This window comes from Paenibacillus sp. LRG-1 (assembly GCF_057220305.1).
The window spans coordinates 5,644,046-5,668,896 of the sequence record NZ_CM170126.1 but is presented as its reverse complement, the minus strand read 5'-3'; the positions used below and the strand labels follow the sequence as shown (position 1 = coordinate 5,668,896).

The following is a 24,851-nucleotide window of genomic DNA, read 5'->3' as shown; positions in this document are numbered from 1 at the left end:
GGAATAAAGCAAAAGGCCTCGTTTCTATATTTCGGTAAAAAGTAGGCATGAGTGAATACCAATCGACCACAAACGATTCTTATGTCCCTTACGTTTCGTTTATCTACGTGGTACAGTGAAAGGACTATGACCGGAACGGGTGATCGTATGAAGGAACCAATTCACATATCGGTGCGTCCACTTGTGGAATATGTGCATCGGAGCGGCAGCATTCATAGCGGCTTTCGCTCGAATAGCAGTATGCTCGAAGGAACTCGCGTGCATCAGGTTATCCAGAAAGGTTACAAGGAGCATGACCGCAAAGAGGTACATTTACGTACAGAAATTTTATATAAGGACGAATTGTTTATCATTGAAGGCCGCTGTGACGGACTGATTGAGCTGGATGGCGTATGGACAGTTGATGAAATTAAATCGATCTCTTTGCCCCTCGAAGATATTCAGGGTGACGGTCAACCCGTACACTGGGCACAAGCATTTCTGTATGCCTATATGATTGCTCGTGAGGAACAACATCATTCCATGCAGGTCCAGCTTACTTATGTACAGGCACACAGTGAAGACATTCGCCGATTTAGGCGCGAGCTATCCTTTGCTGAGCTAGAAGTTTTCGCACAAGAGATGATTGCTGGTTATGCACCGTATGCATTCCTGCTGAGAGCACATGCGGAAAAGCGGGATGCCAGCATTGCTATGTTGAACTTTCCCTTTGACACATATCGTTCGGGTCAGCGAACTCTCGCGGGTTCGGTGTACAAGACGATTGCCGAAGGGGTTAACCTGTTTGCCAAAGCGCCTACAGGTATTGGTAAAACGGTATCCACCTTGTTTCCTGCGATCAAGGCTATCGGTGAGGGGCAGGTTAGGCGAGTATATTATGTGACGGCTCGTACCACGACTCGGGCAGCAGCCGAAGAAGCTTACGCCAGAATGCAGGCCCAAGGGCTGCACATGCATGTGGTGACTTTGACTGCGAAGGATAAAATTTGCTTTAAGGATGAAAATGATTGTGATGCTGGATCATGCAGCATGTGCGAGGGCTATTACGACCGGATCAACGGTGCGGTATCCGATATTTTGGCGAATGAGACGTTAATGACCCGGGCGGTGATTGAGCATTATGCGCGCAAGCATAAGGTATGTCCCTTTGAATTTTCGCTGGATGTGGCGTATGCCTCGGATGGTATAATCAGTGATTATAATTATGTTTTCGATCCACGGATTTCTTTGAAAAGATTGCTGGAGGAGCACAAGCGAAAAGGTGTCGTACTGGTGGATGAGGCGCATAATCTGGTAGAACGCGGCCGGGACATGTTTTCGGCGGAAATTTTGAAATCTTCTTTTTTGGAACTGAAACGAGAATTTAAGTTGCTAAGCCCAGAGATTGCTGCGGCTGCGAGTGCAGTGAACGCACATATGATTATGCTGCGCAAGCAATATGCAGATACAGGAAAAGCAGTGGAGACAGCAGCACCGCAAGAGGTGCTGGAGCTGTTGGCGCCTTTTGTGGAAGCAGCTGAACGTGAACTGGTGACGGGGGGCAGTACAAGCCACGCAAGCGGTGAGGGTACGGCTTATGCATTGCTTCTAGATACGTATTTTACCGCTCAGAATATGCTGCGCATTGCTGCTTTATACGATGAACGATACGTTACTTATGTGGAAGCGGGGCGCAGTGAAGTGAGGGTCAAGCTGTTCTGCCTCGATCCTTCTCACTTGCTGGGACAAGCTATTAAGGGCTACCGCTCAGCCATTTATTTTTCCGCAACGTTGACACCGCTTGCTTATTACCGGGACATGCTCGGAGCAAACGAGGAAGATTATACGTTACAGGTTCCTTCCCCCTTCCATCAGGAGCAATGGGATGTACGTCTGCTGCCGCTCTCCATCCGTTATCGGGATCGTGAGCGTTCCAAAGGGGCGATTGCGGATATGCTGGCTGCATTGGTTGTAGAACGGAAAGGAAATATCCTTGTGTTTTTCCCGTCCTATCCATATCTGCGTGAGGTATATGAGGAGTTCATGCTTCGGGACGTGTCCGCAAATACGTTGGTACAAAGTCCGGGGATGACCGAACCAGAGCGGGATCGATTTCTAGAGGCTTTCCAGCCTGGGCAAGAGCACACCTTGCTTGGCTTTGCCGTACTGGGTGGTGTGTTTGCTGAAGGTGTCGATTTACCTGGGGATCGCTTAAATGGGGTAGTGGTCGTCGGCGTCGGCTTGCCGCAAATTGGAGCAGAGCGGGATGTGCTGCGGGATTATTTTTCCGAACAGGGACGGAATGGTTTCAACTATGCGTATGTATATCCAGGGATGAACAAGGTTCTTCAGGCAGGTGGCAGACTTATTCGCACAGAGCACGACGAAGGATTGTTGGTCCTGGTAGATGATCGTTTTGCCAAGGAACCGTATGCTTCTTTGCTGCCAGACGAATGGAAAAGCTACCGTCTGACGGAACAAGCGGGATTAAGGAAGGAATGGATAGACTATGAACTTTAATTTTCATAATGACTCCATACGCGGGGTGCTGCGTAGCTTTGGACATGAAGATGCCGAAGTGGATAATATAGAGACTTTTGTGACATTTGCGCGCTTGGCTAACGGTATTTTCAGAGAAATGGATACCGATTTTAGCAAGTTGGGGGCTTCTCAGGGCAGGATTATTGTTCTTAGCCTGTTGCATTGCCATTCGCCACATCGCATGACACCATCAGAGTTGGCGGAAAAAGCTGATGTGACGCGTGGAACCATGACGGGGCTGATCGACGGATTAGAGCGAGATGGCATGATTGAACGTGTGGCTCATGAGAGTGACGGGCGGATGGTGACTGTCGGATTAAAGGAGGCAGGACGAGAGCTGTTAAGTAAGATAGTCCCTTATTATACGAAGTTGATTCGGTCGTGTATGTCTGAGTTTACGCCGCAGGATCATAAGATGATGAAGGGTTTACTGGGAAAAATGAAAGGCGGTTTTGAGCGGTCCTTGCCGAAATGCTGAATTCCTAATATAAGGAATAAGGAATAGGAGAGAGAACATGTTCTTTTATACAGATGAGGTCTATGAAGCCCGTGATTTTGGATCAATGGATGCCAGAGAAGGCGAGTGGAGAAATTGCGAGTTTACCCGATGTCGCTTTCGGGGTGTGGAGATGAATGAGTCCCTCGTGGAGGGCTGTACTTTTGTGGACTGTGATTTTACCGGAGCCATTCTGAATGCATCTCACTACAAGGAGTCGGCTTTTACCAATTGTTTGTTCACCAGCGCCAATCTGTTTGTAGTCCGGTTTGATAACTGCAAGCTAGTAGGTTCAGATTTTGCGGGGGCGAATATGGATGGTATCACAATTACGGGCGGAGACTGGTCTTATACGAATTTGCGTCATGCAGATTTAAGAAAACAAGATTTGCGAAAAATACGATTCAAGGAAGCTGACTTATCCGAATGCAATTTGGAAAAAGCAGATTTGCGGGAGGCGGATCTTACCCGAGTAAGACTGCACAAAGCCCATCTTCAAGGAACAGACCTGCGCGGTGCGAAAATGGATGGTGTGAATTTTAAAGATCTGGACATCACTGGAGCCAAGCTGGATATCGAGCAGGCAGTAGCGGTAGCTCGCTCCTATGGAGCCAAGGTGGAAGGCTAAAAAGCACGGGATACAGGAGCTGTCTCGATCTGCAGTACCCCGTGTGGGTGAAATGGATGGTTGACTTGAATTTGAAGGACTTAATCTTTAGTGGATGCTGGCAGTAGTGGAATTGCTGCTTCCGGGTCCCGGTTTGGCAAATGATCAACTCCCACAGGCTCTAGCGGCTGCTGTGGAACCGTCCAGTTGCGCGCGATATCTGCCGCAGTTCGCTGCTCCAGCAAGCGCTTGGCCACTTCATAACATTGATCGACATGCCGATTACCAATGGTTCGCATAGCAGTAAAGCCAATTGCCGCGGCTAGCCCTTGCCCCAGAAGGGGGACAAACTTGCTAACCTGCTTGGTAGCGATGCGAATGCCCATTTTTTGCAAAATCTGCACGATGGCTTCACGAGTAATGAGTCGCCCGATCAGCTTGCTGCCAATTGAGGTGATGAAACCATACACCATGGATTTTGTTTCTGCGTCCAGACCTTCCAGCTGCTTCTCAGATAATCCGAATTTTCCATTAATGGCTGGAAGCAGCTGCATCAAAATGCCAACATCAGCAAGAACGTCAGCCCCAGGAACTGGAACTAATACCGCTCCACCTGAAGCCGCAGCCCTTTTCGTCACCATGGATTTACATTCTTTACGGATCTGCTCCAACTCTTCTATTGTTCGGGCTGTCATATGCATCTCTCCTTCATACGCTTCCGATTAGGACCCACGATTCTACCCTGTTATTACACACATTTCTACCTTTCTTAAGCATGGAGTAAGCAAAAAATCGCTGATTCACGCACTATCCCACATTTACTCCTGTGAAGCGATCAGGCATAATGAAGGATGGTTGCCGATAAGAACAAGCCTGTTTTACGGGGATAAAGGAAGGAAGAGACAGATGAGTCAGACAAACGTTTATTTTAATCATGATGGTGGAGTGGATGATCTAGTATCCCTTTTTATGCTGCTTCAGATGGAGCAGGTTCATTTGACCGGAGTATCGGTGATTCCAGCAGATGGTTACCTGGAGCCTGCGACGGATGCCAGTCGTAAAATTATTGATCGTTTTGGACAAAATAAAGGGCCTGTGGAAGTCGCAAAGTCTAATTCACGCGGTAAAAATCCGTTTCCTGCCGCTTGGCGTTTACATTCCTTCTATGTGGATGCATTACCCGTACTGAATGAATCGGGGCGTATGGAAGCACCGCTTTCATCCCTGCCAGCTCATCAGCATCTGATCGAAAAGGTACGCGGAGCTGAAGGTAAGACGCTGTTACTATTCACTGGACCGCTAACCGATCTGGCGCGAGCGCTGGATGAAGCACCGGATATTGAAGCAAAGATTGAAAAGCTGGTATGGATGGGTGGCACCTTTGAAAAAGGGAATGTAGAAGAGCCGGAGCATGACGGCACAGCAGAGTGGAATGTGTTCTGGGACCCAGAAGCGGCATATCGGGTGTGGCAAAGCGGCATTACGATTGATCTGGTAGCGCTGGAAAGCACAAGCAAAGTGCCATTAACTCCAGCAGTACGCAATCGTTGGGCTGCGGAGCGCCGATATGAAGGCGTGGATTTCTTGGGCAATTGCTATGCAGGATGTCCTCCGCTTGTTTATAGCGAAACGAACTCAACCTATTACTTGTGGGATGTACTGACCACTGCATCCGTAGGACGCCCGGACATTGTCAAGAAAAAGACGGTGCATTGCAGCGTTATCGCAGAAGGACCAAGTCAGGGCAGAACGGTGGAACAGGCAGATGGACGTCCTGTGAACCTGGTATATGATACAGATCCAGAGGCCTTTTTTACGTATATGGCGGATTTGGCTAAGCTGGCTGCTCCCAAACGTTACTAAGTCTGGCTATGCACAAACGTGCGGCATAGGGTGATAATACTGCCTAGTGACACGTACCGATAACATAAAGCCCGTGACGTTATGCGTCACGGGCTTCTATTATAGGATATGCCATATCATCACAAGCTAATCTCTGTTTTAGGCAGACTCCTGGTATATTTTCAGGGTGAACTGGAGCGTTATCTCCGTCCCGCTACCAGGTTCACTGCTCCCTGTCATCTTACCGTTCATTCGTTTTAATAGATGTTTGGTAATCTGCCAACCCAAGCCTGGATTTCCATATGAGAGAGAGTACCCACGGTCATGTTCAAGCAACAAATTCAATTTATTCGGAGATATACCGATTCCGGTATCCTTCACCTTTAATTCCAGTTCAATCTCAGGTGCATCGGTCACGGATTGGGTGGTTGCAGATAAAGTGACAGCTCCTGTGCTTGTAAACTTCACTGCATTATCTACCAAATTAATCAGCATACGGCGAATTTTAGCTTCATCCCCGATAAAAATAGGCGAGCTGGTGAGATTCCAGTCGAGCTTCAACTCGAGATTCCGCTGCGCGGCTACCTCTGTATACAGGCTCAATACATTTTCCATCATCGTTCTCAGATCAAACGGATCTTCAATATCATCAATCTGCCTGGATTCCATAGTGCTGTAATCCAAAATATTACTCAATAACGTCATGAGCGAGCGACTGCTCGACTCCATGATGCTCATATATTGCTGTTGTTCCTCTGTTAACTCCGTCGTCAGCATGAGATCGGTGGCTCCCCATATTTCGGTTAGCGAAAACCGAATTTTATTACTCAGGGAAGATATCAAATCCAGCTTACTCATAGAAGAGATTTCAGCATCTATCTTGTCTTTCTCCAGTTCTACCACATAGCCCAGAAATACAGCCATAGCCTGAAGGGCCTTCAGTTCGGATTCTGTCAAATGTACAGATGGCGCGTCCAAGATACAAATGGTTCCGTAAGCCAGACCATTTTTCATGCGAATAGGGATTCCTGTAAATGAGTGGTTTCCAATGGTTTTAGTCACATCTAAATCACATGTGTGCGGGTGAATAGTTGTTTCTGAAATCGTGAGGTGATCGGCAGGATGGTCCAACACCAGACTACAATAGCTAAGCTCAAAAGGGAGCACATCCCCTTCCTTAACGAGCACCTCTTCCCGGTTAAATGAATCTACAATCACATTCGTAATGCCGTCATTAGCGGCAATAAAAATGGTGTTTACATATAAAATACCACTTAGCACATCAATGACATGCGCGGTAGCCTCTTGAATACTATTATAAAAACCTGTAGGTGAAGTAATCATGTATCTCCAATCCTGATGCAAAGTGGTGGTTATCCAAAACTCTAGCAGTTTGTGTATCCCATTCCCGATCCTCTGAATGTGTTTTTGGAGCGTATCATTAATTATACATGATTATTTCATTATAAACCGATCTTTCTACTTCCATTTACCTATTCACTTGCGCAAACCTTCATTTCTTAGGTCTAATGCTAGCCTTTCTTGGAGAGTTTTTGTTTATATCATTACATATTCACGAAAAAATGTGATTATTTTCATTCTATTTTCATAAATTCATATGTAATCTCATGATATGAAAATTGTGTAATAAAATAGGAGGATAGGACCAGTAATATCATGTAAATATTCTATATAATAGGTTCAGAGGTGGAATTATGAATAGACTGGAAGCCCTAGAACACTTCCATAAGACCTATGCGGAAGATGTATTGAACCAGAAATTACATCAAGCAGCGTATTTGTATGAACAAAGAAAAGATGAGCTCATTTTTTCTTTTATTCAATCCTTTCAATCGATCTGTCTGCAAGCCCATTCCGGAGAAGTGGCCAAGACAAGGATCGGATACATTACTTATTCTATGAGGCGCACGTATCTGATGGATCGCAACTATAACTATGTCGTCGAAGCCTATGATAAAAATTGGTTCTTTGATCCTCAACCTTGTTATGGAATCTATGATGCAGGCTGGGCATTCAGCTTTTTAGCAGAAGTGGAGCCCCGTATATAAGAATATGCCTGCAGCTGCTTGCCCTGAACCTACACGGGCTTCATCAAGGTAATCAAGTTATTATAAAATAGGGATTTTGAAAGAAGGGAAAGTGTGAGTAATAAGAAGTTGTTTGTACTTGTGTTAGTTATTTTAATTCTTAGTGGTTGTGGTGTGAACAAAGAGGCCGAGGTAAAAAGTATCGCTCCTAAATCATCTACACCAACTGTTGATAGTCCTGACATAACGGAAGGTTCTAGTGAAGTTACTGTGGATGATACTGGAAAAAATACTGTGCAAGATTCTGACACATTAGATCAGTTTATAAAGAAAATTCAACCCAAGGATGAGCATCTTCAAAAAATAATAAAAGAAGATTTAGACCGTGATGGAAAGCCGGAATATGTGCTTGCTTTTGGATTAGAAAAAGAGGAGATTTACAACATATTTGTAGTCCGGGAGGATGATGATGGGTATCACATCATTGATAAACTAGAGGACCCGGTTATAGTTGTGCATATAAATACAGATGTGAAAATCATGAAGCTGGACCAAACAGATCAAAAATTTATCGTTGTATACTCTATAGGCGACGGAGGGGCTTATTCAGAGGGATTCTCCATATACACCTTGGAAAATAATCATATCAAGAGTATAAATTCTGATTTTCCTAATGCTACTGGACAAGGAATTCGAACGTTAAAAGATACCGACCATGATGGTGTATTTGAAAGTGTCGATTATTACGAGTTTAGCGACACTCAGGAGCATACCATCTTGGTCTATCAAAAATATGATGGAACAGGACCTGAAAAAAAGGAGATTTTGTATAAAAATAAAAGTAAAAAGTTTGTATATCCAAGCGATCCTAAGGCTGTGATATTGAACTACTTGGAAGTTGATTATCTTATGAAGTGGTTTGATTTACCTTTTCCTGAAATGGACCAGCTTACCGATCCGGCAGCAAGGCAAACGTATGATTTTGAGGATGCTGTCGATCTTTCCGGTTTAGCATATTTATCTTACCCGGTGTTGGAACTGAGTATTAATGAGGTTAGTAGCAATGATAACCGAAAAATATTTTTGGTAAAAGATAATTCATTAGAAGAAAGAGCGAAAAAGGAAATTACATTTACGTTAGAAAAACAGTCAGATAAATGGAAGATTATGAGTATAGAGATAAATGATAAATTGTAGAGAGCGTGATATCCAGCATGAATCATTTAAAGGGCGGTTGTATATGTTGCGTCCTGTTACTACTAATTTCCTGTGTAGTAATGAACGGATGTACGAAAGAGAATGATTCTTCAAAAGCAGAAACTAATCATACGCTTTCTCTCCAAAATGACGTTAAAACGATTTCTTATTCGGAAATGTTGGATGCATTAGTTCAAAAACTTCGTATAGTCAACGATGAGAATATGGATTCTGATACCAGACAAAATAAGCTTGAGGAGTTCATACAGGAACTTAATTCGTTGTTAAACGAGCCTGAAAGTGTAGAGATGAAGGATGAAGAATTAGTAGAAAAGTTCGAGAATAATCTCACTATCTTAACAAAATCGTTTCCGTTAAAAAGCGGGCAGCTAAACGTTAGGGTTATGAATTATAGAGCACCTAAAACGGTGACAGGTACGATCGGAGATAAATACACATTTATTCAGTGGTGGAGTACGAAACGACTTGTACATGCCCAGATGATTGAGGATGGCGGGCCAGAATTGACTACAGACTTCGTGGTTCGGGATTCAGACAAGGGAATACAGCTGTTGTTAGGGGGATATGTTTCAATATATCATCCAGATCCCGTATTTGTTGCGTTGTGGGGATTCTCCGGGGAAAAATGGACACAGAAAGAAATAGTAACAGATAAGATAAAGCTTCCGGATGCGTGGGAATTGAACGAGGATATAGATGAGTTTATTTTAGAGAATCGACAACATGATAGCATGAGTATTGGAGTTTTAGACCACGGTGATGGTTTCTTAATAAACAGTGATGATTCTGAACAAAACCTTATCATTGAGTTTTCCACAAGGGGAGAAGTCCGTATTGATTCCGAATATAGCAGCGCCTTGAATACTTATAGTGAACGGCAAAGCTATGAACTTATTCAACAGGAATATTCAAAAAATGGGATCGTGATTAAATACCCTCAAATTACAAAACTCAAGGATACTGCAAAGCAAAAATCTTTAAACCAAATTCTTAAGACCGAAGCTTTAGAAGGATTACACGACTATGCGGATTCCAATTCTGGAGTCCATGTCGAAATTGACTATGAGATCAAACGACAAAGTGAACGATTCTTGAGCGTTCAATATACGGGTGTTCGTTATGTGAAGGACGCAGCCTATCCTAGTCATATGTTTTATACGACGAACCTGGATATGAAGCAGGCTTCAAGAATAAAATTGAGGGATCTGGTAAAGGTCGAGAAATCTTTTATTGAGCTTATAAAAAGCGGGAAGATTACAGCTGTTCAGCCGGAGCAACAAGGATTAATCAGTGATTTCACAAAAGATGATTTGATTCAATTGTTAGCAAACGCGGATGTAACCAAAGGTTCGCCTGCGGAAGCAGAAATGGAATCGTTTAGTTACCTCACAAGTGATTCATTAGGTATTAGTATCCCTGTGGCTCATGCAGTAGGGGACCATGCGGAATATGAAATTCGTCTTGCACAGATTCCTGATAATATTAAGCAAAATAAAGAACTATGGACTGAGCTAAGTTCTGTCGTTGATCAGCCAGCTACCGTTGTAAATGAAGAGAGATTGGATACCAACCAGTATGAAGTTGAAGAGTCACAGTCTTTTCAAACTACTCTTGAAGGCTTTGGGAAAGTAAGGTTTGTATCGACTCAAGCAAAGAAAGATGAAATTCCCAAAAACTACTTTTTTCTATTAGATGATCGAGAGCGAGTTATATATTCATTTCCAGATTTATATGGGAATGAATGGTGGTATGCTGATGAAGGCGTAGAAGCAGTGGCCTTCAAGGATGTAAATAAGGATGGATTAAAAGTATTGCTTATTATGAAACGGGCTCTGGACCAGATGGTGCAAAGCCATTCCCTATAGCGGACATATATTTTCAGAAGAAAAATAAAACCTTTATCACGCTCCCTGAATTAGATGAGGCTCTCAACGATCAAGGACATAATCAAACCATTAAAGATGTCATTCAATACGTAAGCAAACAACGGATAAACGTAAACTAACCGACATAGAGGAGCGGTAACATGGGATATCCAATCATCAAGTATAATGGAACAGTTTTATCTCTTAAAAATCCAAAAGTTAAAGTTGTACAGAAAATGAATGAGCATGTGAAAGTCTTTTTGACAGGTGTGTTAACGGGTGCTCAAATGGAAGAGTATACAGATCATATGGAAGCAGGGGCGAAGTTAGTTGTTTCTTATATGAATGACGATCATAAACAGATTGTGCTATTTCGAGGGCTAGTCACGCAGTTCAGAATCAAGATGGTATCCAATGTAGCTCATTTGGTCGTCGAAACCCTATCCTATACAAGCCAGTTGGATGAAGTGCTTCATAGACAATCTTTTCAAAATGTGAAGATGAAGGTGCAGGCATTACTTGAACATGTAATCAAATCATATCCCAAAGCCAATTGTACGAGTCTCTTAAAAAATCAGCTTTTACAGGAATTTACGATGCAATTCGACGAAACGGACTGGTCGTTTCTGAAACGTATAGCGTCTCGGCTTGGTTGGGGACTAATACCTGATCCGATTGGAGAAAAACCTCAGTTTTATTTTGGATTACCGGATGGTGTCAATCAAGGGGAGCTAAAGCAATATAACTACTCGATGACCAGAAAAACCAAACCAGGAGCCAGCAAGGATGACAATCTTTTATATTATAAAGTGCAAACGACAGGGGCTAGAGATGTCCTGCTGCAAATTGGGGCGGGGGTTAAATTTAAAGGGAAAGCTTTATACGTCCTGCAGTCTGTTGCGTTTATACGACATAGTGCTTTGTGGCATGAATATGTGCTGACTACAGCGGATGGAATGAAACAGGATTTGATTGTAAATGAAAGCATTCGTGGTATCTCGTTAAAATCGAAGGTTATTGGAATCGAGCAGGATCATGTGAAGGTTTTCTTTTATGAAATGGATAAGGTCAAGCCGAATGTCAAGGAAACCTACGCTTTCCCAACGGCTACATTTTATACATCGGAAGGGAATACAGGATGGTACTGCATGCCGGAGCTATTTGATTTTGTAGACATTTACTTTCCGACCGCTAAAGAAAAGGACGCCATTGTAACTCACTCGATCCGCAAGAGATCCAAAGGGGGCGACTTTATTCAGGACCCGTCCACGAAGATCTTTATGACCAAGTACCGCAAAGCTATTATTTTTGAGAAAAATGAAATTTTAATCACGGGGAACGACGATGAAGTGGTGATTCGACTGTTGGATGACCACGGCATCGAATTGCGGAGTAAAAAGGACATCCGTGTTAAGGCTGATGGAAATTTGGTATTCAATGCGGGGAACACAATTCAGGTCACCGCGAAGGATGCTATCGGCTTAAAATGTAAAACGAGTTTGGTAGAAATGGATGGTAACATCAAAATGACTGGAGAAAAGATAAAGACGCAATAACTAAATCCACCGTGAGAGGATAAAGAGTATGGCTAAAGAAACCACAGGAGCAATCGTAGACGAGAAACCGCCTACCCAAGAAGATATGATTCAAGAATGGAAACGTAAAATAAATAAAGGCGAATATCCTTTTATTCATGTAACTAAGCATAGCACCAAAGGTGAAGAGCGTTAAAGATGGTTAGCAACAAGTAAATAAGGCTCCTAAGGAGCCTTATTTGAATTTGATGATCTATACCCTTTTAGCACTATTATGTAGCCGTAAAGGTGAAGTTTATTAACTACATTTGTCATTGCATACTCTTTAGTAGTACAAATTAAAAATGGTGTTCATCTATGCAATTTTCACCTAACATACAGTTACAAAGACCTATTCTACATAAACTATGTACTGTGACCAGATATACTGTATCCAATGACTTTATACTTATTTTTCCTCTCGGCTATATCGCTCGCAAAAAGGATGCACTATAATTATACTACTTCTTAATTTGGGAAAAATTAGACTTTAACATTTATAATAGTCCTTCTCAGGAAGAAGGGGTCTTGTATTTGGGGACTTCACTGTCGATAAACCAATCTGGCCCGGAGACGTCGATCACTTCTTTGGTTTTATAATTATAGTAGATGGTAATTTTGTTGTCTTCGTGGCCTTTAATGTGCCCATACAAATAAAGCCTGGAGTGGACAGCAGGATCATCCACAGCATAATCCTTTAATATGAAATCGGCATTATAGTGTTCTTTAATAAACTCCACACCGATGGGAGTGGCGACGTCTACTAATTCTTTTTTCTCTTTGTCGGACAAGCTGGAACAACCTCCTAAATACATAATAATTAAAATAAGTGCCAGAATCAGTGGGATTTTTCTGTTCAAGTTACAATTCTCCTTTTCTGGTAATCACCTTTTTTCATAACTCTATAATATATTTACACAATAGACAAGGTGGGAATAACTTGACCTTCACTAACGATAAAACATACTGGACCATTGCGGACAGAGTTTATGACCGAGAGTTGACTGCCAAAGATTCTAAAAGCAGAATTCTTCCTGACTGGAAGATTGTTGAGCCTGAAGGAGCTATGCTACATGATACGAACGGTTCTGGATTCGATGCGACTGTATTCCTTAACGAGAAGACCAATCAGGTGATCATCGGTTATAGGGGTACAGAACCTCCAGATCGCCCCAAATGGAGCGTGGCAATGGACTGGGGAACGGATATCAGCGATGTCGTCGGAGGACGCGCAAAAACGTTGGAAGAAGTCCATCAATATTATGAAAATAATAAGGCAGAGGTGGCTAAACTCCCACCACAAGTGCAAAGTGCATTTCTTCAATATGAGGAAAAGTATCAGAATAATCAATTTACACAAGCTGAGAATCTGTATGATGTCGTAAAAAAACAGTATCCCTCTGCTGAAATAACGACCACAGGCCATTCTCTAGGAGGAGCGGAGGCAGAATATGTGGCGGTGCGGAATGGACTGACATCAGTCGCTTATAATCCACCAAGTATTGTACATCTGTTACCGGATGATCTTCAAAAGAAGGTGGAAAATGGCGATTTTCAAAAGACGAATGTCGCTTATGTCAATCCGAAAGATACTATCGGTTCGGGAGCTAATGATGCACAGCCACATGTGGGTACAACCTACTTTATAGACAATGATTATAAAACGGCTAATAAAGCCAAAATCACTATTCCTGTTTCATTACCAGTCGAAAGAGAAAATAAGTGGGCTAACTTTTTTTTGGGGCCCAAATGGTCTCCCATTGTGTATGTCCCGATTACGTTACCTATGATGCAGCAAGATCCTATTACAAAGTTCTATAATTCGGTAATGGGAGAAGCAACACATAGCATGGATCATTTCACATTTGATGAAAATGGCAATATCAGCAATCCGCTGTACACCATGGACGGTCAATTGGTGGAAGGCAATCCACGGGTGCAGGCGTACGAGCAAATGCTGGCCGCGCGAGCAGAACTCAAGGAAGTCATGGGCGACCTGGTTGAACGCTACGGTGGACAAATGGGTGCTTTCGGGCAGTTTGCTGCTACTACACTGGGAGTGAATCTGATGGGAGAAGGACAGCAAAATGGTCGCACCCATGGTGGGGCATATTTTGTGGGCAACAAAAATGGGGGCACAATTCAATTAACACCTGAGGAGCTAAAGCATGCGGCTAACCAGATGCGTTCCAGCCTGCATGGGTTCTCTAGCGATACCCGAGCATCCATCCAGTTATTTCAGGCTCATATCGGGACAAGTGAAAGTCAGTCTTTGACCCCAATTGCGCATAGTGCAACGGCAACGCTAGATCGGATTAATCGCTGGTATCAGGAATCAATTACGGAGATAGCAGAATATATAGATCGCAAGGGTCAGGAATTCACGATGGTGGATCAGTAAAAGATCAGCTGTAAGAACACAACAGGGGGCAAAAGAGATGGGCAGAATATCTTTGAGTCTGGGGGATTTGCGAAGGGCTGTACAGCAATGCGAACAGCTAAAGCAAAGACTTCAGCATCAGGAGCAGCAGATGAGAAATATATATGGTCGTCTGCAAGACTGGAGGGGCGAATCGGCTGCTGAATTAACACGTAAAATGGAGACGTTTCTCCAAGGTACAACTGTACGAATACAGGAATTGGACGATCATAAAGAGCAGTTGAAACATTATATTCGCAAAATGGAAGAAGCTGATCGGCGCGAAGAGAAACGCAAACGGGCTGCACAATGGTGATACAGGCGGACTGCAATAGTTAGGAGAACATCATGAAAGATCAAAATGCATTTGTCATTTTACTTATATTGAATATCGTTTATGGCTTAACGCTATTTGCCTATCCGGCCATGCTGATGGTGGTCGCATTTTCTTTCGATGCACCAACAGCTGGAGATTATCTCATCAGTTATATTTTTGCCTATGTCATAATGAGCTACCCGATAGGAGTATTTATTTCATGGAGCAGTTGGTATTTTTATCATCGTTATGCTTTTAAGAAGGCGTATATCATAGCTAACTTTATGCTGCTGTGGCCAGCTACTCTTGTCGTGTCCTCGTGGATTCAATCGGCTTTTTCTTGAAGGGTTCCCATCTGGCCAGTCAGCTATATAACATAAAAAAACCGTACAATCGCTAGGGGACTCCCGCGGGGTACGGTTAAATGCGCTTAAATAAAACTACATATATAGTAGAAGAAAAAAATATTCTCCCAGAGTGATGACGATAACGACTTTGTAGTCTACTTTAATTTTCCTGCGGAGAATATAGCAGTGTTCGGAAACTTAAGGGTTAGACGAAAAAGTGTAAAAATGTTGAAAAGCTACAAAGTTCGACATATTGTTCGCTTTTTCGCATCATATGTTATTAGATTAGGGATTTTTGTTTGCTATTTATCGTATATTTATGTATAATCTATCGTGTTGAAAGATTGATTGTACGTAATATGCTGATGAGGGTGGGTTCATTGACGCTGCTCGACAGTAACGAAAGCAAGAAGCGGATGTGCCAGATTTACAATGAAGTTTCAAAGGAACTGTTCGGCTTCGGGACCACGCTGCTGCGGGCCACCGTTGAGAACAACATTGTTACCTTTGTGGCGAAGCACCGGCGTTCTCCACGCTCGGCGGCATTGGAAGTGGAAGCCCCCGGCTTGAAGCTGGAAGTGGATTTCCGAATGTCCATGCTGTACAAGAAGAGACTTCGCGAGAAGCTGATTGAGGATATGGAGCTCGATATAGAAGCTTTACTGCGCGATTATGATGCAGCAACGCAGTGGGCAATTACGAACATCATACTGAAAGAATCCTAATAAAATTGGATATTCGGCTTTTCGCTTCGGATCTATCTGAGGGGAGAACCTGTTATAACGCGCAGCGGGATCAACTTATTCTTTGTTTACGAAGAAAAGTATTCTTGTTTTACAAGAGTACTTTTCTTTTTTGTGTCATAAGGTGTGCAGAATAAAAAAACAGGGGGAGTTTCATATGAAAAAATGGTTTAAAGGATTTATGGCTGTGACCTTGGCATCTGTGGTACTGGCAGGTTGCGGCAGCAATGCTACTGGCGGTCAGACAGATGGAAAAGATGGCTCAGCTGATGGGAAAAAGAAACTAGTTATTTCAACATGGGGCTTTTCCGAGGACTTTTTTAACAAAGAAGTGTACGAGCCTTTTGAAAAGGAACATAACGTTGACATCGTAGTCGAAATTGGAAATAACGCAGAACGGCTGAACAAAATCAGTCAAGGCAGCACAGACGTCGATCTGATTTATCTGTCTGATTATTATGCTCAACAGGGAATTCAACAGGGATTGTTTGAGAAGCTGGATCGCAGCAAGGTGCCAAACCTGAACCAAATTTATGACATTGCCAAAGCACCGCTGGGTGAGGAGTATGGTCCTGCTTATACAGTTGGGCGTCTCGGTATTGCCTATAATCCGGAGCTGGTGAAAAAAAATGTGACCTCTTGGGCTGACCTGTGGGGCAATGAGTTCAAAGGAAACGTGACTCTGCCGAACATTACGGCGACTGCCGGACCAATGATGGTAGATGCAGCCTCCAAAGTAGCGGGTAGTAACGAGTTTAATGAAGACCAAGCCTTCGGAAAACTGAAAGAGCTGAGTCCGAATATCGTTAAGTTTTATAGTAAAACGTCCGAGTTCGTGAACATGTTTAGTCAACAAGAAATTGCGGGCGGTCCGATCATGGAAATGTACTTCAAAGATTTGCAGGCGGCTGTGCCAGGAGCGAAATTTGTAGCTCCTAGTGAAGGTGCTTACGCAGTAATGAACACGATTAATGTAGTGAAAGGCTCCGACCAGAAGGAGCTGGCTGAGGAATTTATCAACTGGCAGCTGAGCAAGGAAGTTCAAGAAAAATCTGCCAAGGCAAAGGTTGATTCCCCGGTGAATACGCAGGTGGTACTATCCGGTGCGGATACAGAGGGAATTACGTACGGTGCGGATGTAGTGAACAAGCTGACCAAGCTGGATATGAAGTTCGTTAACGATCATATCAAGGCATGGACAGATCGCTGGAACCGGGAAGTTGCACAATAATGAAAAAGGTCATACTAGATGTAGATACGGGCATTGATGATGCGTTGGGTATTTTACTAGCGGCCAAAAGTGGTCAGCTGGATATTCAAGCGATTACTACGGTATGCGGTAATGTTTCACTTAAACAAGCAACATTGAACACATGCAAAATCCTCGACCTTTTGGATAGACCGGATATTCCGGTTTATCGGGGGGCAGAGGCTCCCTTAATACGTAAAGGTCTGCACGAGCACCGTGTCCATGGAGAAGACGGCATTGGAGGTGCATTGAGTGGAGTAGTACCAGCCATGTCTGCGTCCGAAGGTTTTGCACCGGATATCATCATTGATACCGTGATGGCTCACCCGGGGGAAGTGACGCTCATTTGCACCGGCCCACTCACCAATCTGGCACTGGCGCTGCTCAAGTGTCCCGAGCTGACGGATCACGTCAATGAGGTCATTTTTATGGGCGGTGTTATTCACGGATGCGGCAATATTACACCTGTAGCGGAGTACAACATGTATGCTGACCCTGAAGCCGCACGAATCGTATTTCATGCAGGATTTGGTCGATTGATACAGGTGGGACTGGATGTAACACGGAAGGCTCTGCTGACTGCGGATCATATTGCTCGTCTGACCCGCCCAGCAATTCGTAATTATGTAGCTGAAAGCACGGCCGTTTATACCAAGCGTTATGAAGAACGCAACGGGGTAAAAGCGTGTGCGCTTCATGACCCGCTTGCCGTGGGTGTCGCGTTGAATTCGAGGTTAGTAGATACCTCGCTGTTGTATGTCGACGTGGAAACCTCGAGTCGCATATGTGATGGACAAACAGTGGGCGATGTACAGAACCGCCTCAATCATAGCCCCAATATGAATGTGTGCGAACAGGTGGACAGCGAAGCTTTTCTGGAGCTGTTTATCCAGGTGCTGAATAAGGAATAACATTTTGATAACCGCAAGGAGCTACCCATGAAGAAAACATACTTGTATTGGCTGCTGCTGCCAGGTCTGCTCTTTCTGGCGGTGTTCATGGTCATTCCGATTGTGTTGACGATCGGTTCGACCTTCGTACAGAACAGCTCATTCACCCTAGAAGGCTATCTCCATTTCTTCAAGGACCCTTATTTTCTGAAAATATTGCTGACTACGCTGGAAGTCAGTGTCGTAACGACACTTGTGTGCGTGTTACTCGGCTTCCCGACGGCTTATTATATTTCGCAAAAGGCCCCGCGTCGTAAAGGGATTTTGCTAGCGCTGGCTATCTTCCCCTTGTTGACGAGTCCGGTGGTGCGGTCATTCAGCTGGATGGTCATTTTGGGTCGCAAGGGGCTGTTAAATAACGTGCTCATCGGTTTAGGACTCGTGGATGAGCCGCTGAATATTTTGTATACTCCGGCAGCGATGATTATTGGTCTGGTTCATTTGTTTTTACCGCTGATGATTATTTCACTGATTGGTGTACTCGAAAATATCGACGGTGATCTTGTTCATGCTGCTCAGAGCCTCGGGGCCTCCAGATTCAGCGCATTTCGTAAAATCGTATTTCCGCTGTCTGTGCCGGGCCTGATCATTGGAAGCATTCTCGTTTTCGTAGGCAGTCTGACTGCATATACGACACCAGCACTACTTGGAGGAAAACAGCGGGTTATCGCTACATTTTTGTATCAGAACGCGATGACGCTAAACGACTGGTTTTTAGCTTCTGTTATTGCAACAATTATGATTGTTATTACATTTATCGTGGTCGGTCTCTTAAATAAGGCGGCCCATAAACTCAATCCGAAGGGGTAGGTGGATATGCGGGAGAAACATTACGGACTAGGCTTCTTTAGCCTGCTGGTCTTCATCTTTCTGCTCGGTCCGCTGTTGATCATATCGGTCACTTCTTTCGAGCCGGGCACGGTGTTAAAATTTCCTCCGCAGGGCTTTTCTTTGCGCTGGTATGAAAATATTTTTGAAGTGGATTTGTTTATGTCCACGTTCAAAACGTCCATTGTCGTTTCTCTGCTAGGCAACATCTTGGCACTGCTGATCGGTATGCCTGCCGCCTATGCACTTAGTCGTTTTTCGTTTCGCGGGAAGGATGCGCTGAATGCTTTGTTCCTTTCCCCGTTGCTTATACCAGGTATTGTTCTTGGTTTTACACTGCTGCGCTATCTGATCATTGTTTACCATTTACCAGTATATGCTGGACTATTGATCGGACATACGGTGATTATGCTGCCGTTCATTATTAGAGTCATTGCATCCAGTTTGTCTAACTTTGATTTCGCGATTGAGGAAGCAGCGCTTAGTTTGGGGGCTGGACGGCTGGAAACCTTTTTCAAGGTGGTTCTGCCCAACATCCGCTCAGGTATTATTGCGGCTATCCTGATTGCCTTTCTGGAATCATTCAACAATGTCGACATTTCCGTCTTTATGACAGGACCGGGCTTCAGCACCCTGCCCATTCAAATGCTGACTTACGTCGAAAATTATTTTGACCCGACGATTGCGGCGATTTCGGTTATGCTGATGATTTTGACCGGTATCCTGATGTTCTTGATTGAACGACTGATGGGATTGTCTTACTTCACTAAAAGGTAATGGAGGCTTCAACCTTATGGCACTGCTTACTCTGGATCGCGTATCGGTCGCTTATGACAACCAACTGATCTTGCAGGATTTCGATTTGCAGCTCGAACGGGGGCAATTGCTCTCGCTGCTCGGACCGAGTGGTTGTGGCAAAACGACCACACTTCGTCTCATTGCAGGATTTCTCGAAGCTAAACAAGGAACATTTTTGTTTGGCGATAAGGATTATACTCGGATTCCGGTAAATAAACGGAACTTCGGCTTTGTATTCCAAAGTTATGCACTCTTCCCGCATTTGTCCGTTTTTGATAATATTGCCTTTGGTCTGCGGTTACGCAAGGTAAAGGAAGATGATGTAAAGCGCCGCGTTATGACCATGCTGGATACGGTTAGCCTGGGGGGATTTGAAAAACGTTTCCCCGGTGAATTGTCAGGCGGACAGCGTCAACGTGTTGCGATTGCGCGAGCGCTTGTGATTGAACCCGATCTGCTGTTGTTTGATGAACCTCTGAGTAACTTGGATGCTAACCTGCGTGTAAATATGCGTGTGGAAATCCGCCGTATTCAACAGGAACTGGGCATCACTACCGTATATGTATCGCATGATCAGGAGGAATGTTTTTCGATTTCTGACCAGGTTGCGATTATGAATAAGGGGAACATCGAACAATTAGATGCTCCATCGACCATTTTTAAATATCCGACGACCGAATTTGTCGCCCGTTTTATTGGGTTTAATAATTTTCTGAGTTTTGACGAGCGTACTGAAGAAGGGGATCGTATTCGACTAAATACAGGCGATCTTTCGTTCGGTGTAGCGCGTAATCAGGGTACTGCCCAGCCAGGTGCTCGTCAGGGCGCTATTCGCCCGGATGATTTGGTCATTCGAACAGAAGGCAACGAGACAGGGGAAAATGAGCTTCCCGGTATTATTAAGGTAAGTACTTACCTGGGGCGTAGCTATCAGTATGTGGTAGAAACGGCGAAGGGCAACTTTACGGCTAATCAGGAAATGGATACGCCTTACCTGAGTGGTCAGCGGGTTACCCTGCATTTTCCGGCAGATAAAATGGTGCTGGTCCAATAATCAGCGGGTTCGATGAAGGAGATACATCATGCGTGCAGACAAAATGATTTTACAAGTTAAGGTGTATAACAGTTACTATAAGACGTTCGAAGAAGGTAATGTAGCTATACTTGACGGTAAGTTTATGTATATCGGTCAGCGTGGTCTGGAGTCTTTTGAGGTGGCTGAGATTGTAGAGGGGCATGGGAAATATATGATTCCCGGCCTGATTGACATCCATCTGCATATCGAAAGCACAATGGTGACACCGGCAACCTTTTCCTATGGGCTGATTCGCAATGGGGTAACGACGATTGTACCGGAACCGCACGAAATGGCGAATGTTTTCGGATTGGAAGGCATTCAGGAAATGATGGAAGCCAGCAAAGATTGCGTGGCTGATATGTTCTATGGTATTCCAAGCTCTGTCCCGGCAACGCCGCTCGAAACCTCAGGAGGCGAGATCGGTATTCCCGAGATAGATGCCTTGCTGCAAACCGGTGAAATGATCTGCCTGGGTGAAATTATGAACTATGTGGATGTCATTCGTGATCCGGAAAGCAAGACGAATCGCATCTTACGCCATGTTCGTGAGCATTACCCGGAGCTGATCATTGAAGGCCATACGCCGCAGCTGCTTGATCTGGACCTGCATCAGTTGATCTATGCGGGGATAGGCTCGGACCATACTCACCAAAGTATTGAAGGTATGAAGGCGCGGATGGCCGCCGGGATGTTTATTGAAATTCAAGAAAAATCGATGACCCCTGAAGTGATGGACTATCTTATTCAGGAAGATGTGGCACAACATTTTTGCTTCGTAACGGATGATGTGATGCCAGACTCTTTCGTAGAACGAGGGCATCTGAACCATATCGTAAGTAAAGCTATCGGAATGGGCATGAAGCCTGAGGATGCCATTTATGCAGCTACGTTTACTCCTGCTGCACGGATGCGTATGCATGACCGCGGAACAATTGCACCGGGAAAAATAGCTGACTTTGTACTGCTGTCCGATCTTGGTCAATTTGATGTGGAGCAAGTCTATAAGGACGGACTCAAGGTATTCGATAAGTTCGAGGAATACCATCAAGCACCGATAAAAAGCCGCTTCCCCGCCCATTTTTATCAAAGTGTGAAGCTCAATCCGCTCACGGAGCAGGATTTTACGGTAAAGATGGATGTAGCTGATGGCACACATCAATGTCGTATTATGATGGTCAAGGATGGCTCAACTTTTACGAGCGAACGGATTGCACCTGCACATGTGGAGCAGGGTGAACTGGTATGGGAACATGGTGAACATGGACTCATCGCTACGTTTGAGCGATATGGAAAGAATGGCAACCGTGCTTATGGTTTGATCGGGGGAGATACGATTAAACGTGGGGCAGTGGCAACCACCTATTCGCACGATAACCATAACTTGCTGGTCGTAGGGCATAACAAGCAAGATATGATATTGGCTGCGAATACGGTTTTATCCAGCCAAGGTGGCTTTTGCGTAGTTGAAAATGGCAAGGTGCTGTCCCATTTGCCGTTAACCGTAGGCGGGATTTTAACAGAAGGACCGCTGGAAATGGTTGCAGCCCATGTGAAGGAGCTTCGTTCAGCCTTGTTGTCGCTGGGCTACCGCCATTACAATCCAATCATGTCGCTGAGTACGCATTCTTTGCCGGTCAGCCCGGCCCTGAAAATTACCGATCACGGCCTGATTGATGTAAATGCTGGCAAGGTTGTATCCTTAATCGTGGAACCTTCAGAGATGCAAGAATAATAAAAGAGCTGACCCTCTTACGGGCCGGCTCTTTTTTGTCGTGGCTAGGTATGAGGTAGTAGGTTATGGACTTTGCCTACAATACAGATACTTTAGCAGACAAAATTAACATCTTCTTTACTCCTATTGATGTAACCTATGTATAAAAGATAAATAAGTCTTGATTGTGGATGTCCTATTGCATATAGAGTTTGATTTACAATCAATTCACGTAATCTTCATGATTAAAACCGAATAAAGACTTGAAAAACATCGACACAGTGTTATAATTAAAACAGGATTTAGATTAAGTCTAAATTAATTAATAAACATTTATTGGATTCATGCATGGGATTTTGAAGAAAATCAGACACTACTGTTAACGAGTATCCAAGCTTTACACCAACTATATTTTGAATGAAAACGGGAGGGGATTTTAACATGAGTACATTAAATCATACGAACGCACCTACACAAGAGGCCATTCAAGAATTGCACAAGGCATTGAATCGTCAGGTAGCTACCTGGTCTGTATTGTACACGAAATTGCATTATTTTCACTGGTATGTGAAAGGACCTAAATTCTTCACACTGCATGCTAAATTTGAAGAACTTTACAATGAAGCAACAGCTAATCTAGATACAATTGCTGAACGTTTGTTGGCTATTGGCGGCCGTCCGGCTGCGACCTTGAAGGAGCATTTGCAACTTTCAGCTATTCAGGAGTCCGCAGGTGAGCAGACAGCTGACGATATGGTGAAGTCCGTTGTTGCTGATTTTAAAACCATCACTGTTGAACTGGCTAATGGGATGGAAGCAGCGGAAGCAGCACAGGATAAAGCGACAGAGGATCTTCTTAACGGCTTGAGAGAAGCAATGGATAAACATATCTGGATGCTGAGTGCGTATTTGGGATAAAATATTGGGATATATTTCCACGTATATGGAGATCAGGTGAACAAGATACACATCCCGTTGGTTCCACTCTGCCACTGGAGTATAATAACGTGAAGGCGTGGAAGACCACAGGCTCTTGAGTCATAGAGCTGCCGGGATGGGGTGTGTGTTATGGAAGTGAAACAACAGCTTTTGCATGAAGCGGAGCAGTTTATATATACATGTTATGAGGAGCTGGGCCGAAGCCGCGATGAAGCGGAAGCCCGGCTTCTTCATATTCGTCACGACATAGAGACAACTGGAACGTATGATCATACGTACGAAGAGCTGGAGCACGGAGCACTCATGGCTTGGCGCAATAGCAATCGTTGCATAGGGCGCTTATTTTGGGACAAGCTTTTGGTCAGAGATGCGCGGGCCGCGTCAGATGCGGCGGAGGTGGTCAGCGAGCTCCTGGAGCATATGCGCATAGGAACGAATGGCGGTAAAATTAAGCCAACGCTTACTGTATTTCGCGCCTCCAAGCCGAGGCAGCCGAATATCCGCATCTGGAACCATCAACTCATTCGTTACGCTGGATATGAAACCGATCAAGGGATCATCGGGGACCCGATCTCGGTGGATTTTACCAATGTTTGTAAAGATATGGGCTGGCAAGGAGCGATGACTCCTTTTGATATTTTGCCACTGGTTGTGGAAGCAGGCGGGCGGCCTCCCGAGCTATTTGATATTCCTGAGCATTTGGTGATGGAGGTAGCCATTGAGCATCCAGAACTTTCGGGTTTCGCTTCCTTGGGATTACGTTGGTATGCCGTGCCTATGATTTCGGACATGACGCTGGCAATTGGCGGTATCATCTATACGGCGGCTCCCTTTAACGGCTGGTATATGGGAACAGAAATCGGCGCCCGTAATTTTGCGGATACCTTCCGCTATAATATGTTGCCACAGGTGGCTAAGCTGATGGGGCTGGATACGACGAGTGAAACAACGCTTTGGCGTGATCGGGCGCTGGTGGAATTGAATATTGCTGTGCTGCATTCTTTTAAAAAAGCGGGAGTCAGCATTGTCGACCACCATACCGCAGCGGCACAATTCAAGCTGTTTGAGGAACGGGAGGCCAAGGCTGGGCGCGCACTGACAGGCAATTGGACATGGCTGATCCCTCCGCTATCCCCGGCGACAACGCATATTTTTAATAGTTCCTACGATAATCGGCTTGTGAAGCCGAATTTCGGAGTTCAAGAGAAGCCGTATATGTCGAGACAGGCTAATACAGCATCAGATGCAGTGCTTCAGCAGAAGCGCCAAGGTTGCCCTTTTCATTCCGGATAATGATGGGAAT

Annotated in this window: 24 protein-coding genes; 21 read left to right on the top strand and 3 right to left on the bottom strand. The window is 44.4% G+C overall.

All coding sequences use genetic code 11. The features are described 5' to 3' along the window. Positions 1-126: 126 nt before the first annotated feature. From ACUUJN_RS25145 to ACUUJN_RS25135, 3 genes are read left to right on the top strand one after another with little or no spacing between them, the layout of a single operon-like run. On the top strand, positions 127-2,499 hold the full coding sequence (locus ACUUJN_RS25145) for an ATP-dependent DNA helicase (RefSeq protein ID WP_484669043.1): 2,373 nt from the start codon (positions 127-129) through the stop codon (positions 2,497-2,499). Continuing rightward, positions 2,489-2,998 (top strand): MarR family winged helix-turn-helix transcriptional regulator, encoded by a 510-nt coding sequence (locus tag ACUUJN_RS25140; protein ID WP_013312480.1) that lies wholly within the window; start codon positions 2,489-2,491, stop codon positions 2,996-2,998. Before ACUUJN_RS25145 ends, ACUUJN_RS25140 begins: the two co-directional genes overlap by 11 nt. 37 nt (positions 2,999-3,035) lie before the next feature. After that, the gene (locus ACUUJN_RS25135; RefSeq protein ID WP_028540785.1) at positions 3,036-3,644 is read left to right on the top strand and encodes a pentapeptide repeat-containing protein; all 609 of its coding nucleotides are present in this window, start codon (positions 3,036-3,038) and stop codon (positions 3,642-3,644) included. Between the two features lie 80 nt (positions 3,645-3,724). Here the strand turns inward: ACUUJN_RS25135 and ACUUJN_RS25130 are convergent, their stop codons facing one another. Continuing rightward, complete coding sequence (locus ACUUJN_RS25130) at positions 3,725-4,318, bottom strand: hypothetical protein (RefSeq protein ID WP_053326339.1); 594 nt, start codon at positions 4,316-4,318, stop codon at positions 3,725-3,727. Positions 4,319-4,529: 211 nt separating this feature from the next. Here ACUUJN_RS25130 and ACUUJN_RS25125 point away from each other — a divergent pair, with 211 nt between their 5' ends. Next, entirely contained in the window at positions 4,530-5,486 is a 957-nt protein-coding gene (locus ACUUJN_RS25125) for a nucleoside hydrolase (protein WP_013312477.1), read from the top strand. A 138-nt stretch (positions 5,487-5,624) separates the two neighbouring features. Here ACUUJN_RS25125 and ACUUJN_RS25120 read toward each other — a convergent pair whose 3' ends face one another. Then, on the bottom strand, positions 5,625-6,809 hold the full coding sequence (locus tag ACUUJN_RS25120; RefSeq protein WP_484669042.1) for a sensor histidine kinase: 1,185 nt from the start codon (positions 6,807-6,809) through the stop codon (positions 5,625-5,627). Positions 6,810-7,180: 371 nt separating this feature from the next. Here ACUUJN_RS25120 and ACUUJN_RS25115 point away from each other — a divergent pair, with 371 nt between their 5' ends. The 5 genes from ACUUJN_RS25115 to ACUUJN_RS25095 all read left to right on the top strand — a co-directional run bounded on the left by ACUUJN_RS25115 (position 7,181) and on the right by ACUUJN_RS25095 (position 12,327). Next, complete coding sequence (locus ACUUJN_RS25115; RefSeq protein ID WP_484669041.1) at positions 7,181-7,534, top strand: hypothetical protein; 354 nt, start codon at positions 7,181-7,183, stop codon at positions 7,532-7,534. A gap of 93 nt (positions 7,535-7,627) precedes the next feature. Then, complete coding sequence (locus tag ACUUJN_RS25110; protein WP_484669040.1) at positions 7,628-8,710, top strand: hypothetical protein; 1,083 nt, start codon at positions 7,628-7,630, stop codon at positions 8,708-8,710. A 17-nt stretch (positions 8,711-8,727) separates the two neighbouring features. Continuing rightward, a complete protein-coding gene (locus tag ACUUJN_RS25105; protein WP_484669039.1) occupies positions 8,728-10,596 on the top strand; it encodes a polysaccharide deacetylase family protein in 1,869 nt (622 codons plus the stop codon). A 161-nt stretch (positions 10,597-10,757) separates the two neighbouring features. Further along, positions 10,758-12,152: a hypothetical protein gene (locus ACUUJN_RS25100; protein ID WP_484669038.1), complete on the top strand. Its 1,395-nt coding sequence runs from the start codon at positions 10,758-10,760 to the stop codon at positions 12,150-12,152. 28 nt (positions 12,153-12,180) lie between these two features. After that, positions 12,181-12,327, top strand: a complete 147-nt coding sequence (locus ACUUJN_RS25095; RefSeq protein ID WP_179086204.1) for a hypothetical protein — start codon at positions 12,181-12,183, stop codon at positions 12,325-12,327. Between the two features lie 355 nt (positions 12,328-12,682). Here the strand turns inward: ACUUJN_RS25095 and ACUUJN_RS25090 are convergent, their stop codons facing one another. Then, a complete protein-coding gene (locus ACUUJN_RS25090) occupies positions 12,683-13,030 on the bottom strand; it encodes a hypothetical protein (RefSeq protein ID WP_028540771.1) in 348 nt (115 codons plus the stop codon). Positions 13,031-13,110: 80 nt separating this feature from the next. Between ACUUJN_RS25090 and ACUUJN_RS25085 the strand changes: the two genes are divergently transcribed. The 12 genes from ACUUJN_RS25085 (at position 13,111) to ACUUJN_RS25030 (ending at position 24,841) form a co-directional block, all read left to right on the top strand. Then, positions 13,111-14,571 carry a lipase family protein gene (locus tag ACUUJN_RS25085; RefSeq protein ID WP_484669037.1) on the top strand — a complete coding sequence of 487 codons (1,461 nt, stop codon included), beginning with the start codon at positions 13,111-13,113 and terminating at the stop codon, positions 14,569-14,571. Positions 14,572-14,608: 37 nt separating this feature from the next. Beyond that, positions 14,609-14,905 carry a WXG100 family type VII secretion target gene (locus tag ACUUJN_RS25080; protein ID WP_076295234.1) on the top strand — a complete coding sequence of 99 codons (297 nt, stop codon included), beginning with the start codon at positions 14,609-14,611 and terminating at the stop codon, positions 14,903-14,905. A gap of 32 nt (positions 14,906-14,937) precedes the next feature. Then, positions 14,938-15,249 carry a hypothetical protein gene (locus ACUUJN_RS25075; RefSeq protein ID WP_076295235.1) on the top strand — a complete coding sequence of 104 codons (312 nt, stop codon included), beginning with the start codon at positions 14,938-14,940 and terminating at the stop codon, positions 15,247-15,249. A 383-nt stretch (positions 15,250-15,632) separates the two neighbouring features. Next, entirely contained in the window at positions 15,633-15,977 is a 345-nt protein-coding gene (locus ACUUJN_RS25070) for a hypothetical protein (RefSeq protein ID WP_023990832.1), read from the top strand. A gap of 175 nt (positions 15,978-16,152) precedes the next feature. Further along, positions 16,153-17,226, top strand: a complete 1,074-nt coding sequence (locus ACUUJN_RS25065) for an ABC transporter substrate-binding protein (protein WP_484669036.1) — start codon at positions 16,153-16,155, stop codon at positions 17,224-17,226. Further along, positions 17,226-18,155 (top strand): nucleoside hydrolase, encoded by a 930-nt coding sequence (locus ACUUJN_RS25060; RefSeq protein ID WP_076264526.1) that lies wholly within the window; start codon positions 17,226-17,228, stop codon positions 18,153-18,155. Before ACUUJN_RS25065 ends, ACUUJN_RS25060 begins: the two co-directional genes overlap by 1 nt. Before the next feature lie 27 nt (positions 18,156-18,182). After that, positions 18,183-19,004: an ABC transporter permease gene (locus ACUUJN_RS25055; RefSeq protein WP_013312457.1), complete on the top strand. Its 822-nt coding sequence runs from the start codon at positions 18,183-18,185 to the stop codon at positions 19,002-19,004. 6 nt (positions 19,005-19,010) lie between these two features. Beyond that, positions 19,011-19,799, top strand: coding sequence for an ABC transporter permease (locus ACUUJN_RS25050; RefSeq protein WP_013312456.1), 789 nt, complete (start codon positions 19,011-19,013; stop codon positions 19,797-19,799). Between the two features lie 16 nt (positions 19,800-19,815). Then, a complete protein-coding gene (locus ACUUJN_RS25045) occupies positions 19,816-20,874 on the top strand; it encodes an ABC transporter ATP-binding protein (protein ID WP_484669035.1) in 1,059 nt (352 codons plus the stop codon). A 28-nt stretch (positions 20,875-20,902) separates the two neighbouring features. Beyond that, on the top strand, positions 20,903-22,630 hold the full coding sequence (locus ACUUJN_RS25040; protein WP_023990828.1) for an adenine deaminase C-terminal domain-containing protein: 1,728 nt from the start codon (positions 20,903-20,905) through the stop codon (positions 22,628-22,630). 420 nt (positions 22,631-23,050) lie between these two features. Beyond that, positions 23,051-23,527: a Dps family protein gene (locus ACUUJN_RS25035; protein WP_023990827.1), complete on the top strand. Its 477-nt coding sequence runs from the start codon at positions 23,051-23,053 to the stop codon at positions 23,525-23,527. Between the two features lie 150 nt (positions 23,528-23,677). Continuing rightward, positions 23,678-24,841 carry a nitric oxide synthase oxygenase gene (locus ACUUJN_RS25030; RefSeq protein ID WP_484669034.1) on the top strand — a complete coding sequence of 388 codons (1,164 nt, stop codon included), beginning with the start codon at positions 23,678-23,680 and terminating at the stop codon, positions 24,839-24,841. Positions 24,842-24,851 lie beyond the last annotated feature (10 nt).

Coding starts and splice junctions, on each gene's coding strand:
- ACUUJN_RS25125 (WP_013312477.1), top strand. CDS start 4,530: ATGAGTCAGACAAACGTTTATTTTAATCATGATGGTGGAGTGGATGAT.
- ACUUJN_RS25035 (WP_023990827.1), top strand. CDS start 23,051: ATGAGTACATTAAATCATACGAACGCACCTACACAAGAGGCCATTCAA.
- ACUUJN_RS25050 (WP_013312456.1), top strand. CDS start 19,011: ATGCGGGAGAAACATTACGGACTAGGCTTCTTTAGCCTGCTGGTCTTC.
- ACUUJN_RS25080 (WP_076295234.1), top strand. CDS start 14,609: ATGGGCAGAATATCTTTGAGTCTGGGGGATTTGCGAAGGGCTGTACAG.
- ACUUJN_RS25100 (WP_484669038.1), top strand. CDS start 10,758: ATGGGATATCCAATCATCAAGTATAATGGAACAGTTTTATCTCTTAAA.
- ACUUJN_RS25095 (WP_179086204.1), top strand. CDS start 12,181: ATGGCTAAAGAAACCACAGGAGCAATCGTAGACGAGAAACCGCCTACC.
- ACUUJN_RS25065 (WP_484669036.1), top strand. CDS start 16,153: ATGAAAAAATGGTTTAAAGGATTTATGGCTGTGACCTTGGCATCTGTG.
- ACUUJN_RS25055 (WP_013312457.1), top strand. CDS start 18,183: ATGAAGAAAACATACTTGTATTGGCTGCTGCTGCCAGGTCTGCTCTTT.
- ACUUJN_RS25060 (WP_076264526.1), top strand. CDS start 17,226: ATGAAAAAGGTCATACTAGATGTAGATACGGGCATTGATGATGCGTTG.
- ACUUJN_RS25040 (WP_023990828.1), top strand. CDS start 20,903: ATGCGTGCAGACAAAATGATTTTACAAGTTAAGGTGTATAACAGTTAC.
- ACUUJN_RS25120 (WP_484669042.1), bottom strand. CDS start 6,809: ATGATTACTTCACCTACAGGTTTTTATAATAGTATTCAAGAGGCTACC.
- ACUUJN_RS25075 (WP_076295235.1), top strand. CDS start 14,938: ATGAAAGATCAAAATGCATTTGTCATTTTACTTATATTGAATATCGTT.
- ACUUJN_RS25030 (WP_484669034.1), top strand. CDS start 23,678: ATGGAAGTGAAACAACAGCTTTTGCATGAAGCGGAGCAGTTTATATAT.
- ACUUJN_RS25115 (WP_484669041.1), top strand. CDS start 7,181: ATGAATAGACTGGAAGCCCTAGAACACTTCCATAAGACCTATGCGGAA.
- ACUUJN_RS25140 (WP_013312480.1), top strand. CDS start 2,489: ATGAACTTTAATTTTCATAATGACTCCATACGCGGGGTGCTGCGTAGC.
- ACUUJN_RS25145 (WP_484669043.1), top strand. CDS start 127: ATGACCGGAACGGGTGATCGTATGAAGGAACCAATTCACATATCGGTG.
- ACUUJN_RS25135 (WP_028540785.1), top strand. CDS start 3,036: ATGTTCTTTTATACAGATGAGGTCTATGAAGCCCGTGATTTTGGATCA.
- ACUUJN_RS25105 (WP_484669039.1), top strand. CDS start 8,728: ATGAATCATTTAAAGGGCGGTTGTATATGTTGCGTCCTGTTACTACTA.
- ACUUJN_RS25130 (WP_053326339.1), bottom strand. CDS start 4,318: ATGACAGCCCGAACAATAGAAGAGTTGGAGCAGATCCGTAAAGAATGT.
- ACUUJN_RS25045 (WP_484669035.1), top strand. CDS start 19,816: ATGGCACTGCTTACTCTGGATCGCGTATCGGTCGCTTATGACAACCAA.